The 15,966-nt window shown below is 72.5% G+C and carries 7 protein-coding genes; 4 read left to right on the forward strand and 3 right to left on the reverse strand.

From position 1 onward, the window contains the following. Window positions 1–23: 23 nt before the first annotated feature. From OHS57_RS36435 to asnB, 3 genes are read right to left on the reverse strand one after another with little or no spacing between them, the layout of a single operon-like run. Window positions 24–1,832, reverse strand: coding sequence for a non-ribosomal peptide synthetase (locus tag OHS57_RS36435; protein WP_328584774.1), 1,809 nt, complete (start codon window positions 1,830–1,832; stop codon window positions 24–26). Further along, the gene (locus OHS57_RS36440) at window positions 1,829–2,596 is read right to left on the reverse strand and encodes an aspartate/glutamate racemase family protein (protein WP_328584775.1); all 768 of its coding nucleotides are present in this window, start codon (window positions 2,594–2,596) and stop codon (window positions 1,829–1,831) included. The genes OHS57_RS36435 and OHS57_RS36440 overlap by 4 nt, the downstream gene beginning before the upstream one ends. After that, window positions 2,593–4,482 (reverse strand): asparagine synthase (glutamine-hydrolyzing), encoded by a 1,890-nt coding sequence (gene asnB / locus OHS57_RS36445; RefSeq protein ID WP_328584776.1) that lies wholly within the window; start codon window positions 4,480–4,482, stop codon window positions 2,593–2,595. Before asnB ends, OHS57_RS36440 begins: the two co-directional genes overlap by 4 nt. A gap of 286 nt (window positions 4,483–4,768) precedes the next feature. Between asnB and OHS57_RS36450 the strand changes: the two genes are divergently transcribed. The 4 genes from OHS57_RS36450 to OHS57_RS36465 all read left to right on the forward strand — a co-directional run bounded on the left by OHS57_RS36450 (window position 4,769) and on the right by OHS57_RS36465 (window position 15,866). Next, complete coding sequence (locus tag OHS57_RS36450; protein ID WP_328584777.1) at window positions 4,769–6,565, forward strand: carbamoyltransferase family protein; 1,797 nt, start codon at window positions 4,769–4,771, stop codon at window positions 6,563–6,565. Further along, window positions 6,555–9,209 carry a condensation domain-containing protein gene (locus OHS57_RS36455; protein WP_328584778.1) on the forward strand — a complete coding sequence of 885 codons (2,655 nt, stop codon included), beginning with the start codon at window positions 6,555–6,557 and terminating at the stop codon, window positions 9,207–9,209. The genes OHS57_RS36450 and OHS57_RS36455 overlap by 11 nt, the downstream gene beginning before the upstream one ends. Then, window positions 9,206–15,586, forward strand: a complete 6,381-nt coding sequence (locus OHS57_RS36460; RefSeq protein WP_328584779.1) for a non-ribosomal peptide synthetase — start codon at window positions 9,206–9,208, stop codon at window positions 15,584–15,586. The genes OHS57_RS36455 and OHS57_RS36460 overlap by 4 nt, the downstream gene beginning before the upstream one ends. A 76-nt stretch (window positions 15,587–15,662) precedes the next feature. Then, window positions 15,663–15,866: an MbtH family protein gene (locus OHS57_RS36465; protein ID WP_328584780.1), complete on the forward strand. Its 204-nt coding sequence runs from the start codon at window positions 15,663–15,665 to the stop codon at window positions 15,864–15,866. The last annotated feature ends 100 nt before the right edge of the window (window positions 15,867–15,966 follow it).

A 15,966-nucleotide genomic window follows, 5' to 3' on the forward strand; every position in this document is an offset into this window, starting at 1 on the left:
CGCTTTCCCTGCGGGTGTGGCGCTCACCGGCCGTGCTCCGCGCCGCGGGCCGCGAGCACGTGCCCGGCCGTGCGGCTCGGGTCCGCGGACCCCGCACCTGTGACCGCGGCGGCGAGCCCCGCGACCGTCGGCGCCGACAGGAACACCCGCAGCGGGATCTCCACCCCGTGGCGGGTACGGAGGCGGTCCAGGAGGCGGGCGGTGGCCAGGGAGTCGCCGCCGAGGACGACGAAGTCGTCGTCGCGGCCGATCGTGGCGAGGCCCAGCAATTCGGCCCAGATCGCGGCGATGTCCCGCTCGACGTCGTTCTGCGGTTCGCTCCCGCGCGAGGTCTCGGCGGCACTCGTCGGCCGCGGCAGCCGGCGCCGGTCCGCCTTGCCGTTGAGGGTCCTGGGGATCTCCGCCATCCGTACGAACACCGTGGGCACGGCGGCGGGCGCCAGGTACTGCTGGGCATGGGCCCGCAGCCCCGCCTCCTGCGCGCTGCCGACGTGATAGGCGGCCAGCACGGTTCCCGGCCCGTTCGACACGGCGGCGACGGCGACGTCCCGTACCCCCTCGTGGAGCCGCAGCACGCCCTCGACCTCGTTGAGTTCGACGCGGACGCCGTTGACCTTCACCAGGCTGTCGCGCCGCCCCAGGACCTCCAGTTCGCCGTCCGGCCGTATCCGGCCGAGATCGCCTGTCCTGAAGCGGCGGCCACCGGGGTCGAAGCCGCCCTGTGCCCCTCCGAGATAGCCGGGCAGCGGGAAGGGAACCTCGATCTCGATCTCCCCGATGTCGCCCTTCGGCCCCTGCGAGCCGGGTTCAGGCCGGCCGAGGACGCGGAAGGACACGCCGGGGAGTGGCCGCCCTACCGGGACAGGCCTGGCGCTCGCGTCGTCCTCGGTGGTGCGGCGGAAGAACTTGGTCATGGTGGTCTCGGACGGACCGTAGAGGTTCACCAGTGCGGCCCGGTCGCCGAACAGCCCGCGCCACCACGCCACATCGGAGGCGTGCAGCGGCTCGCCCGCCAGCAGGGCCGCCCGCAGCCCGGACCCGGACAGGCGGTCCGGGTCGACCCGTGCGGAGCCGAGCGTGCGGAACACCGTAGGGACGCAGTGCAGGATCTCGACGCGGGCGCTCTCCAGCCAGCGGGCCAGGCCGTCGCCGACCGGGAGCGGCGAGGTGGGAGCGGCGCACACGACGCCGCCCGCGCACAGCGGCACGAAGGCGTCCCGCAGGAAGGCGTCGAAGCCGGGCGAGGTGAGCTGGGACACCCGGGTGCCGGTGGTGGCACCGAACTCGGCGATCTCCCAGGCGACGAAGTGGTGTACGGCGCGCAGGCTGCCGCGGATGCCCTTGGGGCGGCCGGTCGTACCGGAGGTGAAGTACACGTAACCGCGGTCGGCGACGCCGGAGTCGATCCAGTCGTCGGCCGCCCACCGACCTGACGCCACCTCGTCCGGACGGAGGATCTGGAGCGCGTCCGCGGCCGCCGCCGCACGGAGCCGGGCCGCGGACTCCTCGTCGGCCACGGCGGCGCCGGGGCGGAGGGTGTCGAGTATCGCGTCGAGGACGCCCGTGGGGGTGTCGGCCGAAATCGGGGCGAACGTCCGCCCGGTCGCCATGCATCCGAGCATGGTGGCGATCACCTCGGCTGGGTCGGCGGACATCAGGAGCACCGGCGGCGCTTCGGGGCCCTGCCCGCCCAGCCGTGCCTGGTAGCCGGCGACCCGTCCGGCCAGCTCGGCATAGCTGATCTCGCGGTCAGCGGTGGCGATCGCGCACGCGGGGCCGAGCCGGGCGAGCTGGCGTGCCCACGTGCTCAGGATGGTCGACTCGGTCGTCATAGCACTCCGTCCCTGATCTGTCGGGCCACAAGGGCCATGGGGTCGATGCTGGGCAGGACCGCCGACCGTCCGGCCGCCTCGATCGCCCTTGTCACCAGGTGCAGTTCCGTACAGCCCGCGATGAACGAGGAGACCCCGTACCGGGGCAGCACCCGCTCGACGAAGCGGACGGCGCTGCCCGCGTCGGCGTCGCGTTTGAGCTGGTAGAGGCGCCGGTGCAGCCGGGCCTGGTCGGCCTCGTCGGGCAGCACCACCCGCCCGCTCAGCTCGGCCCAGCGCTCGTGCCCGGTGAACACCCCGCTGCTGCGGCTGCCGTCGGTACACAGCAGGAGGTGCCGCTCCGGGCGCAGCGCCAGCTCGTCGAAGACGAGATCAACCAGGGACACACAGCGGGACTTCATCGGCGGCGGCAGCAGCCGCACGGCGTGATGCGCGGTGACGCAGGCGACGACCACCCGGTAGGCGCCGGCCGCGAGCAGCTGGCCGACGGAGCGCTCCAGCGAGTCCGCGACCGCGCGCAGCCGACCGGCGCTGATGGCCGCGGTGCGGTCGTCCACGGCCGGATCGGACCACAGCAGGATGCGCGGGGCGCGCTGTTCGACCGCGGGCGGGTCCAACCGGTAGATGGTGCTGAGCAGTTCGGCCGAGGCCAGCGGGCCCATCCCGCCGACCACACCGATCAGCGGGAGTCCGGCCCCTGCCTCGGGGTCGTGCGGCTCGTTCCGTGGCAGCAGGCGCGGTCCTGCGTCCGCGTGATGCGTCATCCCAGGCACGGCAGTTCGAACTCCTCCACGAAGAGGGCGAATGTGGCGGCGACCATCAGGTAGTCGGTGTCCAGGTGCGGGTGGACCTGGTGGGCGCCCGCCCGTTGGCGCTCGACGAGGGAGGCGATCGTGCCCGGGTCGAAGTAGCCCTGGCGGCGGACCGTCGCAGGGGACAGCAGCTCGGCGAACCATTCGGAGCCGAGCAGGTCGGTACTGGTGTGCCCGCGGAAACCGAACTTCTGCCGGCGCAGCACCTCGGGGGGCACAAGACCGGCGGAGGCGCGGTGCAGCACCGCCTTCTCCTGCCCGTCGCGCACCATCAGCGACGGCGGGATCCGGGTGGCGTACTCCACGACGTCCCGGGCGAGGAAGGGGAAGCGCATCTCGACGGCGTTGGCCAGGGCCATGCGGTCGCCGTGGTCGCCCAGCAGATGGTCCGAGAGGCGGAGCCGGAAGTCCAGGTACGAGCGCTGGTGCAGCGGGTGGCGGCCGGTCAGCCGGGCGGGGTCGACGAGGCGCTCGGTGGTCACGGCGAAGGTGTCGAGGCCGGCCGCCAGGTCGGGGCTGTAGACCGGCCGGCGGCGCTCCAGTGCGGCGGCCTGATCCTGCTCGTAGCGCAGATCCAGGCCGAACATGCGCCGGTTGGCCTCCCCCTCCAACTGCTCTTCCAGCAGGTCGCGCGGCGCGGCGGGGCCGGCGGGCGTGCCGCCGGGGCCGCCCGCGTCGAAGCGGTAGCCGGGGTAGCCGCCGAACAGCTCGTCGGCGCCCTCGCCGCTGAGGACGGCGCGGGTCCCGCTCGCGCGGGCCCGCCGCGACAGCAGGTAGGAACACACGTTGTAGGACTCGCGGACGGGGCACTCGGCGTGCCTGACCATCGAGCGCAGGACGTCCACAGCGGCCTGGTCGTCGAGGTGCACCTCGTGGTGGCGGGTGCCCAGCTTCCCCGCGACCAGGCGCTGGTGCTCCGCCTCGTCGAACGAGCCGCCGGGGAACGAGACGGAATAGCTGGGCCATGCGTGCTCGGGGCGGGCCGCTGCCATCAGCCCGCCGATCAGACTGGAGTCAAGGCCCCCGCTGAGGTAGAAGCCGACCGGCACGTCGGAGTCCAGACGCGATTCCACCGACTCCTCTAGCAGTTGGCGTACGCGTCCGGCGTGGTGGTCGAGTTCGGCGTCGGCATCGGACCACGGGCGGTCGAGATCGGTCTCCAGCGGGTAGTCGAGTTCCCAGTACAACTCCTTGCGGAGTCCGCCGCGTTCGGCGGTGATCAGCTCGCCGGGGCGGACGGAAGAGACGCCCTCGAACATGGTCCGCGGGCTGACCAGACCGGGCAGCGACAGCACCTGGTCGAGGCCGCGCAGGTCCACCGCGCGCGGTACCCGCGGGTGCCGCAGCAGGCTCTTGACCTCCGAGGCGAACACCAACTCCTCGCCGACGTGGGCGTAGAACAGCGGGATGACCCCGCAGCGGTCGCGGCACAGCAGCAACCGCCGCTTGCGCCGGTCGTAGAGTGCGAACGCGAACTGCCCGTCCACGTGCTCGGTCAGGCCAGGTCCGTACTCCTCGTAGAGATGCACCAGCACCTCCGTGTCGGAGTGGGACCGGAAGCGGTGGCCCTTGCGTTGCAACCGGTCGCGCAGCTCGCGGTGGTTGAAGATCTCACCGTTGCACACCGAGACCACGGAGCCGTCCGTGTTGGTGTGCGGCTGACGGCCGCCCTCCAGGTCGATCAGCGCGAGCCGCCGGAAACCCAGGGCCACGGGCCCGTCCGCGAACGATCCGTCGGAGTCGGGGCCGCGGTGGGCCAACTCGGCCGCCATCGCGGCGACGTTCTCGGGGCGCGGGGAGGCTCCGTCGAGCCCGAATACACCTGCTATTCCGCACATGTGAAAGGTCCTCGCCTTAATTGCCGTGTTCCGGCCGGCTGATTCATTCCGCATTCTTCACGTGTCGGTAATCATCTGCGGCAAGCCTAGGAGTGACCGGCTTGAAAGGTCAATGAAGAAAGGGCTGTTCGAAAGTGCAGTCTTTGCCCTGTACGGAAGTCGTGGGGCGATGTTGTTCCTGCGGCGGGGGGAAAACCCCTGCCCACGGCCTAGGCTCGTAGAGCGTAGACCACGTGCCGACGACCGCGAAAGTGGACACGAGATGCGAATTCTTGGCTACAGCGGAATGCACAACGGAACAGACTTCAAGAGGCGGGCATTTCCCGACGCGGACCCGCGAATTCAGCGGTTCGCGCAGGGCTACGAGTCGGCTGCCGCCCTGGTGGTGGACGGCGAGACCGTCGCGGCCGCGGCAGAGGAGCGATTCACCGGCGAAAAGACCACGGGGGCGTTTCCCGTCAACGCGATCCGGTACTGCCTGGCGGAAGCCGGCCTCAAACTGGACGACATCGACCGGCTGGCGCACGGCTTCGCCTACCGCCCGTCGGGCCTGCCCGGCGAGCCCGCACTCTCCGCGGCGCGCTACCGCGAGGTCTACTCCAAGGAGGCGCAGCTGCGCTGGGCCGAGGAGTTCCTCCCCGGCCGCTCCTGGGACGAGCGCTTCACCCCGGTCCCGCACCACCTGGCACACGCCGCGAGCACCTTCTACCCGAGCGGCTTCGACCGCTCGCTCGTCGTCGTCAGCGACGGCATGGGGGAGACCGAGAGCCTCAGCGTCTTCCTGGGCGCAGGCGACCGGCTCGAACCCGTCTCCACCATCCCCGCGATGCACTCCATCGGCATCCTGTACGCGCTGCTGACGCACCACCTCGGGTTCGTCCCCTTCATGGACGAGTACAAGGTGATGGGTCTCGCCCCCTTCGGCGACGCCAAGCGGTACTTCGACACCTTCGCCGAGCTGGTTCAGCTGCGCGACGACGGGAGCTACACCGTCCCGCTGCTGGCCCGGGACCGGACCGCCGAGGAGCAGGAGACCCACGACGGTGTGCTCCGGGAGCTGGCGAAACGGCTCGGCCCCGCCAGGAAGCCCGGCGCCGAGGTCAGCCGCGAGCACATCGACATCGCCGCCGCCCTGCAGGCGACCATCGAGAGCTCCCTGCTGCACGTGCTGCGCGCTGCCCGCGAGCAGACGGGGGAGCGCCGGCTGTGCCTGGCCGGAGGTGTCGCGCTCAACTGCTCGGCCAACGGACTCGTCTCGCGCAGCCGCCTCTTCGACGACATCTTCGTGCAGCCCGCCGCCAGTGACGACGGCAGCGCCCTGGGCGCCGCCCTCCAGGCGGACGCGACAGCCTCGGCGCGCGCCGGCCGGATGGCCATGCCCTTCTGGGGCCCCGGGTTCTCCGACGAGGAACTGGCCGCAGCCGCCGGCGCGCCCGAGGGGTGCACCGTCCGGCACATCGGCACCACGGGCAACGCCGAAAGCGCCGGCACCGCCGACATCACACTCGACGGCGACCGTGAACTCGCTGAACACGTAGCCGAGTTGCTGGAGGAGGGCCTGATCGTCGCCTGGTTCCAGGGCCGGATGGAATTCGGGCCGCGTGCCCTGGGCAACCGCAGCATCCTCGCCGACCCCCGTCAGGAAGGCATGCGGGACCGGATCAACGCGGTGGTCAAGGAGCGGGAGAGCTTCCGGCCCTTCGCCCCCGCCGTACGGGTGGAGGACGCCGCCGACTACTTCGACATCGCCCCCGGCTCCGAGCACCGCTACGCCCACATGCTGTTCGTCACCAGCACCCGCGCCGAGCACCGCGCCGGGCTCGGCGCCGTCACGCACGTGGACGGCACCGCCCGTGTGCAGACCGTACGGGCCGAGGACAACCGCCGCTTCTGGGAGCTGATCGGCGCGTTCGGCCGGCGCACCGGAACGTCCGTCGTCCTCAACACGTCCTTCAACCTCAAGGGCCAGCCGGTCATCGCCACCCCCGAGGAGGCACTGAGGACCTTCCTGCGCTCCAAGCTGGACGCCCTGGTCCTGGGCCGCACGGTCATCCGGAAGGAGGCGCGCCGCGATGCCCGGTGACCTTGCCCGCCGCACCCGGGTGAGCCTCCCGTACGACCGCCCCCGGCCCCCGGTGCCCCAGTACCTGCGGGAGACGACGAGCACCGACCCCACCACCGGGAGCCTGCTCGCGAAGGCCGCCGCGCAGAACGGCGCGTCCCCGGCCGCAGTCGCCGTCGCCGCGGTCGCCGCCGTCCTCGGCGAGCGGACCCGCACGTCCCGGATTCCGCTCGCCGTCGCCGCTCCCGAGACCGGGCCCGGCCTGCGCGCCGTGACCGTCGACGCCGCCGACCCGCTCGCCGCCGTCGTCGCGCTCGCCACCGTCGAAGCCGGCCTGGCAGCCGCCGCGCCGCCCGGACAGGACGCGGGCGTCGCCGTCCTCGTCCTTGCCGAGTCGGGCGGTGCCGGACCGTCCGACCTCGACCACGATCTCGCCGACCGCGACCTGGTGCTCACCTTCACCCCCGAAGGCCCGGCGCACTGCTCGTTCGACCGCGATCTCTACGAAGCGGCCGGCGTGGACGCGTTCTGCGCCGACGTGGGGCGGGCGCTCCAGCGGCTGCTGGACAGCCCGGACCTCCCCCTGGTCGACGACCCCGCCGCCCTCGGCGCCGGGGCCCCGCAGGAGGAGCAGCCCCACCCCGGTCCCGAAGCGGCCCAGGCACCCGCCCGCGCACTCACCCCGGCCGAACGCGCACTCGCCGAGGTCTGGGCCGAGGTCCTCGGCACCGACGCGCACCACATCGGCGCCGCCTCCGACTTCTTCGCCCTCGGCGGCCACTCCCTCCTCGCCGCGCGCGCAGCCATGCGCGCCGGTCGCCTGCTCGGCGTCGAGATCGCCGTCGAGGACGTCTTCCGCGCCCCCACTCTCGGCGAACTGGCCGTCTTCGTCGACCAGGGCGCCCGCGCGCCCCTGGCACCGCCCATCCCGCCCGCCCCGCAGGACGGGCCGCTGCCGCTGGCCCCCAGCCAGAGCGGCATCTGGTACGCGGAACAGGCCGCCCCCGGCACCTCCCGCTACCACGTGCCGATCGCGTGGGAGCTGACCGGCCAGGTCGATCCCGACGCGCTGCGCCGGGCCCTGGAAGAGGTGATCGAGCGTCACGAACCGCTGCGCACGGCCGTCCTCGACGCCGGCGGCAGCGACGGCCCCCGCCAAAGTGTCCTGCCGCCAGGGCCTGCCCCCCTGACCGTGCACGACCTGACCGGCACACCACCGGACACCCTCGAAGCGGCCGTGGACGCCGTCGTGACCCGCACGGCGGCCACGCCGTTCGACCTCGCCGCCGCACCGCTGCGCGCCGCGCTCGCCACTATCGCCCCCGACAGGCACGTCCTCGTCCTGGTGGTCCATCACCTCGTCTGCGACCAGTGGTCGCTGGCCCGCGTGGTCCGCGACCTCTGCGCCGCCTACCGCGCCCCCGGCGGACCCGGACCCACGCCCTCCCTCCGCTTCGCCGACTGGGTGCACTGGCAGGGCACCCGCCTGGCCGGCCGCATGCCCGAACTGACCGCGTACTGGGCCGAGCGGACCGCCACCGCACCCAGCCCCCCGATCCCCGGGGCCCGGCCTCGCACCGCGGCCACGGACCGGACCGCGGGCACGCTCCGCTTCGACCTGCCCGCCGGCCTCGTCGCCTCGCTGCACACACTCGCCCAGGAGTGCGGCACCACCCTGTTCACGACCCTCTACACCGGCTTCCTCGCCCTGTTGCACCGCTCAAGCGGCGAGCGCGACATAGCGGTCGGCACCTCGGTCGCAGGACGCGACCACCCCGCACTCGAAGACCTCGTCGGCTCCTTCGTCAACATGGTGCTGCTGCGCACCGAGGTCGACCCCGGACTCGGGTTCCGCGACTTGGCGCGGCAAGCCCGTACGACCGTCCTGGACGCCTACACACACCAGGACTACCCGCTCCAGGAAGCCCTGCGCGGACGCCGCGAGCGCGGCACCCCCGGGCCCTCCCCGCTGAGCTCGGTCGTCTTCGAACTGCTCAGCGTCGATCCGGTGGATCTCGACCTGCCCCAGGTCCGGGCGCGCGAAATCCCGGTGAGGGCCGGCGCGGCCAAGTACGACCTGCTGGTCACGCTCCAGTACGACGGCCCCGACCTGTACGGGATCGTCGAGTACGACACCGGCGTTCTGGACCACCCGGCCGCCGAGCGCCTCGCCGCCGACTACGCCGCGCTGCTGCGGGCGGTGGCGGACGACCCGGACCGGCGGATCGACACCCTTCCCGCCCCGGCGGCCGCCCCGCCGACCGTCCCCACGGAGCCGGTCTCGGCCGCGCCGACCACGGCCGAAGGCGAGGAGGCCGATGACCACGCGCACCTCACCCCGCTCCTGGCCGTACTGGAACGTGTCTGGGCAGAGGAACTGGGCCGCGACTCCGTCGGCGTGCACGACAACTTCTTCGACCTGGGCGGCTACTCCCTCTCCGCCACCCGGGTCCTCGCCCGGCTGCGCGACATGCTCGCGGTCAGGGTCCCCCTGCGCGTGATGATCGGTGAAGGCACCGTCGCCGCGCTGGCCGCCCACATCGAATCCCACGTCGAGAACGCGAGCAGCCTCGACCGCGCGGTCCGGGTCGCCCGCATCATGCAGGCCGGCGAAGGCTGCACCGGTGCCGGGCGAGCCGTACGAGACCAAGGACTCCCCTCATGACCCTCACCGGACTCGAACCCTCGAAGCCGCAGCCGGTACTGCGCCCGCTGGCAGGCGCGCAGCGCACCGTATGGCTCGCCCAGCAGGTCAACCGCGAACCGGCCCTCTACAACGTGCCTTTCGCCCTTCGGATCACGGGCCGGCTCTCGCTGCCCGGGCTGCGTCACGCACTTGGCGAGCTGACCCGGCTCCACGGCGAACTGCGCTCCACCGTCCACACCGTCGACGGCGAACCGTACCGTGCCCCCGTTCCCCAGGCGCGGATCCCGCTGACGCTGCGCGAGGTGCGCGACGAGGACGAGGCCCGCGCCGTGATGGCCGAGGAGTCGGCCCTCCCCTTCGAGCAGGCGGACGGGCCGCCGCTGCGGGTCCTGCTGCTGCGCCTGGCGGAGGACAACCACATCGTGCAGTTCACCGGCCACCACCTGGCGATGGACGGCTGGTCGGTCGGCGTACTGGTCGAAGACTTCGCCGAACGGTACGCGCGCTACCTGCGGGCCGGGGCCGACCAACTGCCGGACGGGACACCGGTGGACGCGCCCAGGACACCCGAGGCCCCGATGGACGCCGCCGGCGTGCGCGTGCCCTCCGCCGAGGACGAACAGGAGGATCTCGACTTCTGGGAGCAGGCCCTGCACCACGCACCGGAAGGCGTCGAGCTGTCTCTCGGCGGGCCCCGCCCGGCCGTGCGTTCGTTCCGCGGCGCCACAGCCGAGCACCGCGTCCCCCGCGAACTGGCCGACCGGATACGCGACTTCAGCCGCCGGCACCGGGTCAGTCCCGCGACGACCCTGCTGGCCGGGTTCGCCGTACTCCTGCACCGCTACACGGACCGCGACGACCTCGTGCTGGGCACCTCGCTGGCCGGACGGGACGACCCGGCGACCGAACGCCTGGTCTCCTGCCTGGTCCGTACCGTGCCCCTGCGCCTCGCCGTTGCTCCCACCGACGGCTTCGCCGCCGTACTCCACGGCGTCCGCGACGCCTTCGCCGACGCGATGGAGCACCAGGACGTCGCAATCGAGCGCCTCGCCGAGCGACTGCGGATCGAACACGACCCCAGCCGCTCCCCGTTCTTCCAACTCGTCTTCGGCTACGAACGGGACACCCCCGCGCCCACCGTTCCCGGCGCGGACCTGCGCCGCCTCCCGCTCAGCACGCCCACCGCCAAGTTCGACCTCACCTGGAACGTCGTCGACGACGGGGCGCAGCTGCGCGTCGAGGCCGAGCACAGCACCGATCTGTTCGACGCCGCTGCCGTCCGGCAGCTGTTCGAGCACTGGGTGCGATTGCTCGACGCGTGCACCGCTGCCCCCGAGACCCCGGTCGGCCGCGCCGAACTGCTCACGCCCGCCGAGCGGGCCCGCCTTGCCGACCGGACTCCGGCGATCACCGAACCGGCCACCGCCCCGCAGATGTTCGCGGGTCAGGTGGGTGCTCGGGGTGGGTCGGTTGCGGTGGTTGACGGTGGGGGTGGGTCGTTGTCGTATGCGGGTCTGGATGCGTGGGCGGAGGTGGTTGCGGGGCGGTTGCGGGGTCTTGGTGTGGGGCGTGGTGATCGTGTGGGGTTGTGTCTGGGTCGTGGTGTGGGGATGGTCGCGGCGGTGTTGGGGGTGTGGCGTTGTGGGGCCGCGTATGTGCCGGTTGATCCGGTGTATCCCCGGGATCGGGTGGCGTTCGTGTTGAAGGACGCCGGTGTGCGTGTGGTGTTGGGGGAGCCGGGTGTCTTCTCAGAGCTGCCGGTGGGGGAGTGGGAGGTGGTGGAGCTGCGGGAGCCGCCGCAGCTGGGTGAGGTGGAGCGTGACGGTTCTACGGCAGGGCCGGTGGTGGAGGGTCCCGGGCCGGATGACCTGGCCTACGTGATCTACACCTCGGGCTCCACCGGCACACCCAAGGGCGTCGAGGTGAGCCACGGCAACCTCGCCGCACTCATCGAGGCCGGCCGCCGCACGGCCGACCCGGGCGGCGGCGACGTGTGGACCCTCTTCCACTCCTTCGCCTTCGACTTCTCCGTGTGGGAGATCTGGGGGGCTCTCGCCTTCGGCGGACGCCTGGTCGTCGTATCCGACGACACCGCCCGCGACCCCGGCGCCTTCGCCGACCTGCTGGTCAGGGAACAGGTCACCGTCCTCTCCCAGACCCCGTCGGCGTTCCGTCAACTGGACGCGGAAGACGCCGCACGGCCCCGCGACGGCCTCCGGCTACGGCTGGTGGTCTTCGGCGGGGAGGCACTCGACGCCGCCGCCGTGCGCGCCTGGCACCGCAGGCACCCGGCGGGCAGCCCGCTGCTGGTCAACATGTTCGGCACCACCGAGACCACCGTGCACGTGACGGCCGTGTCCCTGACCGAGGAGTCGCTGGCGCCGACCAGCAGCCCGATCGGCCACGCCATACCCGGCTGGAGCGTCCTCGTCCTCGACCGGTTCGGCAACCCGGTGCCGCCGGGCGTCACCGGTGAGCTCTGCGTCGGCGGGGCCGGCGTGGCACGCGGCTACCTCGGCCGCCCCGGCCTCACGGCGGACCGGTTCGTGCCCGACCCGTACGGCGGATCCGGGGCGCGCCTGTACCGGACGGGCGACCTCGGCCGATGGCTGCCGAACGGCATCCTCGAATACCTGGGCCGCGCCGACCAGCAGGTGAAGGTGCGCGGCTTCCGCATCGAACCGGGCGAGGTGGAGGCCCGGCTCGCCGAGCACGCACAGGTCGCCGCATGCGTGGTGGCAGCAGTGGGGAAGGGCGCGGAACGCCGCCTGGCCGGGTTCGTCGTGCCGTACCGCGACGCCCCCGACCCCAGCGCGGACGACCTGCGTGCCTGGCTCGCCGCACGGCTCCCGGCGTACATGGTGCCTTCGCTGTTCGTACCGCTGGAGTCACTGCCGACCACACCCAGCGGCAAGACCGACCGAGGCGCCCTGCCCGCCCTCGCGGGCAAGGTGCGGGCGGCGGCCGTCAGCGGCTACCGGCCGCCGCGCACCGACACGGAGCGCACGCTCGCCCGGATCTGGGCCGAGGTCCTGCACGCGGACCGGGTGGGCATCGACGACGACTTCTTCGACCTCGGCGGCGACTCCATCCGAGCCGTACGCATCAGCGGCACGGCACGTGAGAGCGGCGTGCCCGTGTCCATCCCGGACCTCTACGAATGCCGCACCGTCGGCGCGCTCGCCCGCCGTGCCGACGAGACGCTCGCTGCGCAGGACGGCGACGGCGACAGCGAGGGCGCCGTACGAGAGTGCTCCGCACCGTTCTCACTCCTCACCCCCGAGCAGCGCGCCGACGTCGGGGCCGACTTCGGCGACGACGTCGTGGACGCCTACCCCATGACGACCCTTCAGCTCGGCATGGTCTACCACATGGCCTCGGACCCCGAGCGCCTGCCGTACCACAACGCGGCCGGCTACCGCGTGCCGCTGCGTTTCGACGAAGAGAGCTTCCGGCGCGCCCTGCGGGCCGTCGTGGCACGGCACCCGGTGCTGCGCACCGCCCTCGACCCGACCGCCGCGCCCGAACCGCTGCAGATCGTCCACCGCGAGGCGGAGCCGGTCCTCGCCGTCACCGACCTGCGCGGGCTGCCGAAGACCGAGCAGGAGGAGCAGATCGACCGGGCGGTCGCGGCCGAGCGCCGGCAGCCCTTCGACCACCTGGAGCCGCCGCTGCTGCGCTTCGCCGTGCACGTCTGCGACGACAGCGCGTTCCACTGGACCGTCGTGGAGCACCACGCCATTCTCGACGGCTGGAGCCTGTGGTCGACGCTGTCCGAAATCCTCGCGCACTACCTCGGCCTGCTCGGGGGGCACGCACCCGCCGAGGAGCCGCCGCCCGCCTCGGTCTTCCGTGACTTCGTGGCGGCCGAGCGCAGGGCCGTCGATTCCGCCGACGCCGCACAGTTCTGGGCGGAGACACTCGCCGATTACGACCCGCTCACACTCCCCGCCCCGCCACGGCCCGCCGCCGGAACAGGACGCAGGGACACCCATGTCCCGGTGCGTCTGTCACATCAGGTCGAGGAGTTCGCCCGAGGTCTGGGCGTCCCGGAGAAGAGCGTCTACCTCGCCGCACACCTGCGGGTGCTGGCCGAACTGACCGGCCGCCAGGACGTGTGCTGCGGCATCACGCTCAACGGACGGCTGGAGGAGACCGGCGGCACGGACGTGCGCGGCCTGTTCCTCAACACCGTCCCGCTGCGCACCCGGGTGGGCGCCGAATCCGCCGCGGAGCTGGTCGAGCAGGTCTTCGAGGCCGAGCGCCGCATCCTGCCGCACCGCAGGACGCCGCTGGCGCGCATCCACCAGATCACCGGGCAGCACGAGCTGTTCGCGACGAACTTCGTCTACAACAACTTCCACGTGGCACGCGAGACCCTCGGCGCCGAGGATGCCGGGCTGCTCGCCGACCTCGGCGACCTGACGGCCGCCAGGCGCGACGAGCCGGCCGACGTGCCGCTGACCCTCACGATCTTCAAGAACCCCCTGGTGGGAGGCGTCCAGCTCTGCATGGACTACGACACCGAGTACCTCGCCGCCGAACAGGCCGACAGCGTCGCCGACCGGCACCTGCGCGAGCTCGCGACCCTCGTCGGCGCCGAGCAGCACACCGTCCGCCCGGACCTGGTCGCCGAGCTGTTCGCGGGCCAGGTGTCGGCGCGGGGCGGGTCGGTCGCGGTGGTTGACGGTGAGGGTACGTCGTTGTCGTACGCCGGTTTGGATGCGTGGGCGGAGGTGGTCGCTGGGCGATTGCGGCGTCTTGGTGTCGGGCGTGGTGACCGGGTGGCGTTGTGCCTGGGGCGTGGTGTGGGGATGGTCGCTGCGGTGTTGGGGGTATGGCGCTGCGGGGCTGCCTACGTGCCGGTCGATCCGGCCTATCCGCAGGACCGTGTGGCGTTCGTGTTGAAGGACGCCGGGGTGCGTGTGGTGGTGAGGGAGACCAGTGTCTTTCCGGAGCTGCCGATGGGGGAGTGGGAGGTGGTGGAGCTGCGGGAGCCGCCGGTGCCCGGTGAGGTGCAGGAGAGTGACGGTTCTGTGCAGCGGTCGGTGGCGGAGGCTCCCGGGCCGGATGACCTGGCCTACGTGATCTACACCTCGGGCTCCACCGGCACACCCAAGGGCGTGCAGGTCGAACACCGCTCGCTGGACAACCTGGTGGACGTCGTGCACCAGGTGATGGACCTGCGTCCCGAGGACCGGCTGTGGCAGTTCGCCTCCTTCGGCTTCGACGTCTCCGTCGGTGACATGGTGGCTGCCCTCACCACCGGCGCGACCCTGCTGGTCTCACCCGGCGGGGCGCACCGGGTCGGCGACGGCCTGCGCGAGTCGATGCAGGCCCTGAGCCCCACTGTGCTGTCCCTGCCGCCCAGCGTCCTCGCGGGACTCGACCCCGCCGAACTGCCCCAGGTGCGCCGGGTCGTCGTGGCGGGGGAGGCGCTGCCGCCGGCCCTCGCCGCCCGCTGGAGCCCGACGGCCGAGGTGGTCAACGCGTACGGCCCCACCGAGGACACCGTCTACGCCACGAGCCACCTCTGCGACCGCGCGGAGGAGGCGCCCATCGGCTGCGCAGTCCCGGGCACCACCGCGTACGTACTCGACGCGCGGGGCCTGCCCGTCCCCGACGGCGAACGCGGTGAACTCTGCGTCGGCGGAGCCGGGGTGGCGCGCGGATACCTGCGGCGTCCCGGGCTGACCGCGGACCGGTTCGTACCCGACCCGTTCGGCGAGCGGCCCGGGGCGCGGCTGTACCGCACCGGCGACCTGGCCAGGCGCCGTCCCGACGGCGTGCTCGAATACCTCGGTCGCGCCGACCAGCAGGTCAAGGTACACGGCCAGCGCATCGAGCCGGGCGAGGTGGAGGCCCGGCTGACCGAGCATCCCGGGGTCGGCGCCTGCGCGGTCGCGGCCGTCGGGGAAGGCGCCGAGCGGCGCCTGGTCGGGTTCGTGGTGCCGGAGCGGGACGCCCCCGTTCCTGACCCGGCGGAGTTGCGCGCCCGGCTGGGCTCACAGCTCCCGGCGTACATGGTGCCGACGGCGTTCGTACCGCTGGACGCCCTGCCGATGACCCCCAGCGGGAAGATCGACCGTGCGGCACTTCCGCGCCTCGCCGACGCGGGCCCGGCCGCCGCACCGGCTGTCGCGGACGCCGGCCACCGGCCGCCCCGGACCGACACGGAACGCACGCTCGCCCGGATCTGGGCCGAGGTCCTGAAAGTGGACCGGGTGGGCATCGAGGACGACTTCTTCGACCTCGGCGGCGACTCCATCCGAGCCGTTCAGATCGCCTTCCGCGCCCAGCGGGAGCTCGGTCTCGCGCTGAAACCGGTCGATGTGCAGATCCACCCCACCGTTGCCGAACTGGCCGGCATCGCCGGAACGCCGCAGCGGTCCTGAAACGACCCGTCCCGAACGACCGGTCCTGGAACGACCTGATCTGAACCGACCGGCCCTGACCAACGAGGAGACCGACATGTTCGACGACGCACTCGACCTGGACTACAAGGTCGTGCTCAACGACGAGGAGCAGTACTCGATCTGGCCCGCCGACCGCGAGAGCCCCGCCGGATGGCGGGAGGCCGGCAAGCAGGGCCCCAAGCCGGACTGCCTGGAATGGATCGAGCGCACCTGGACGGACATGCGCCCCCGCAGCCTGCGCGAGGCGATGGATCACTAGGACCTGTCGTTCGGATCTTGCCCCAGCTCGTGTCCGCAAAGTCCATGAACTGGTCCGGCCCCTGACCTGATCAGGAACCACCAGCCAGAGAGGTGACGGC

The organism is Streptomyces sp. NBC_00370, from assembly GCF_036084755.1.
GTDB lineage: Bacteria > Actinomycetota > Actinomycetes > Streptomycetales > Streptomycetaceae > Streptomyces.

Bases quoted from the DNA above. Each gene is read 5' to 3' on its own strand.
- OHS57_RS36455 (WP_328584778.1), top strand. From the start codon at position 6,555: ATGCCCGGTGACCTTGCCCGCCGCACCCGGGTGAGCCTCCCGTACGAC.
- OHS57_RS36460 (WP_328584779.1), top strand. From the start codon at position 9,206: ATGACCCTCACCGGACTCGAACCCTCGAAGCCGCAGCCGGTACTGCGC.
- OHS57_RS36440 (WP_328584775.1), bottom strand. From the start codon at position 2,596: ATGACGCATCACGCGGACGCAGGACCGCGCCTGCTGCCACGGAACGAG.
- asnB (WP_328584776.1), bottom strand. From the start codon at position 4,482: ATGTGCGGAATAGCAGGTGTATTCGGGCTCGACGGAGCCTCCCCGCGC.
- OHS57_RS36465 (WP_328584780.1), top strand. From the start codon at position 15,663: ATGTTCGACGACGCACTCGACCTGGACTACAAGGTCGTGCTCAACGAC.
- OHS57_RS36450 (WP_328584777.1), top strand. From the start codon at position 4,769: ATGCACAACGGAACAGACTTCAAGAGGCGGGCATTTCCCGACGCGGAC.
- OHS57_RS36435 (WP_328584774.1), bottom strand. From the start codon at position 1,832: ATGACGACCGAGTCGACCATCCTGAGCACGTGGGCACGCCAGCTCGCC.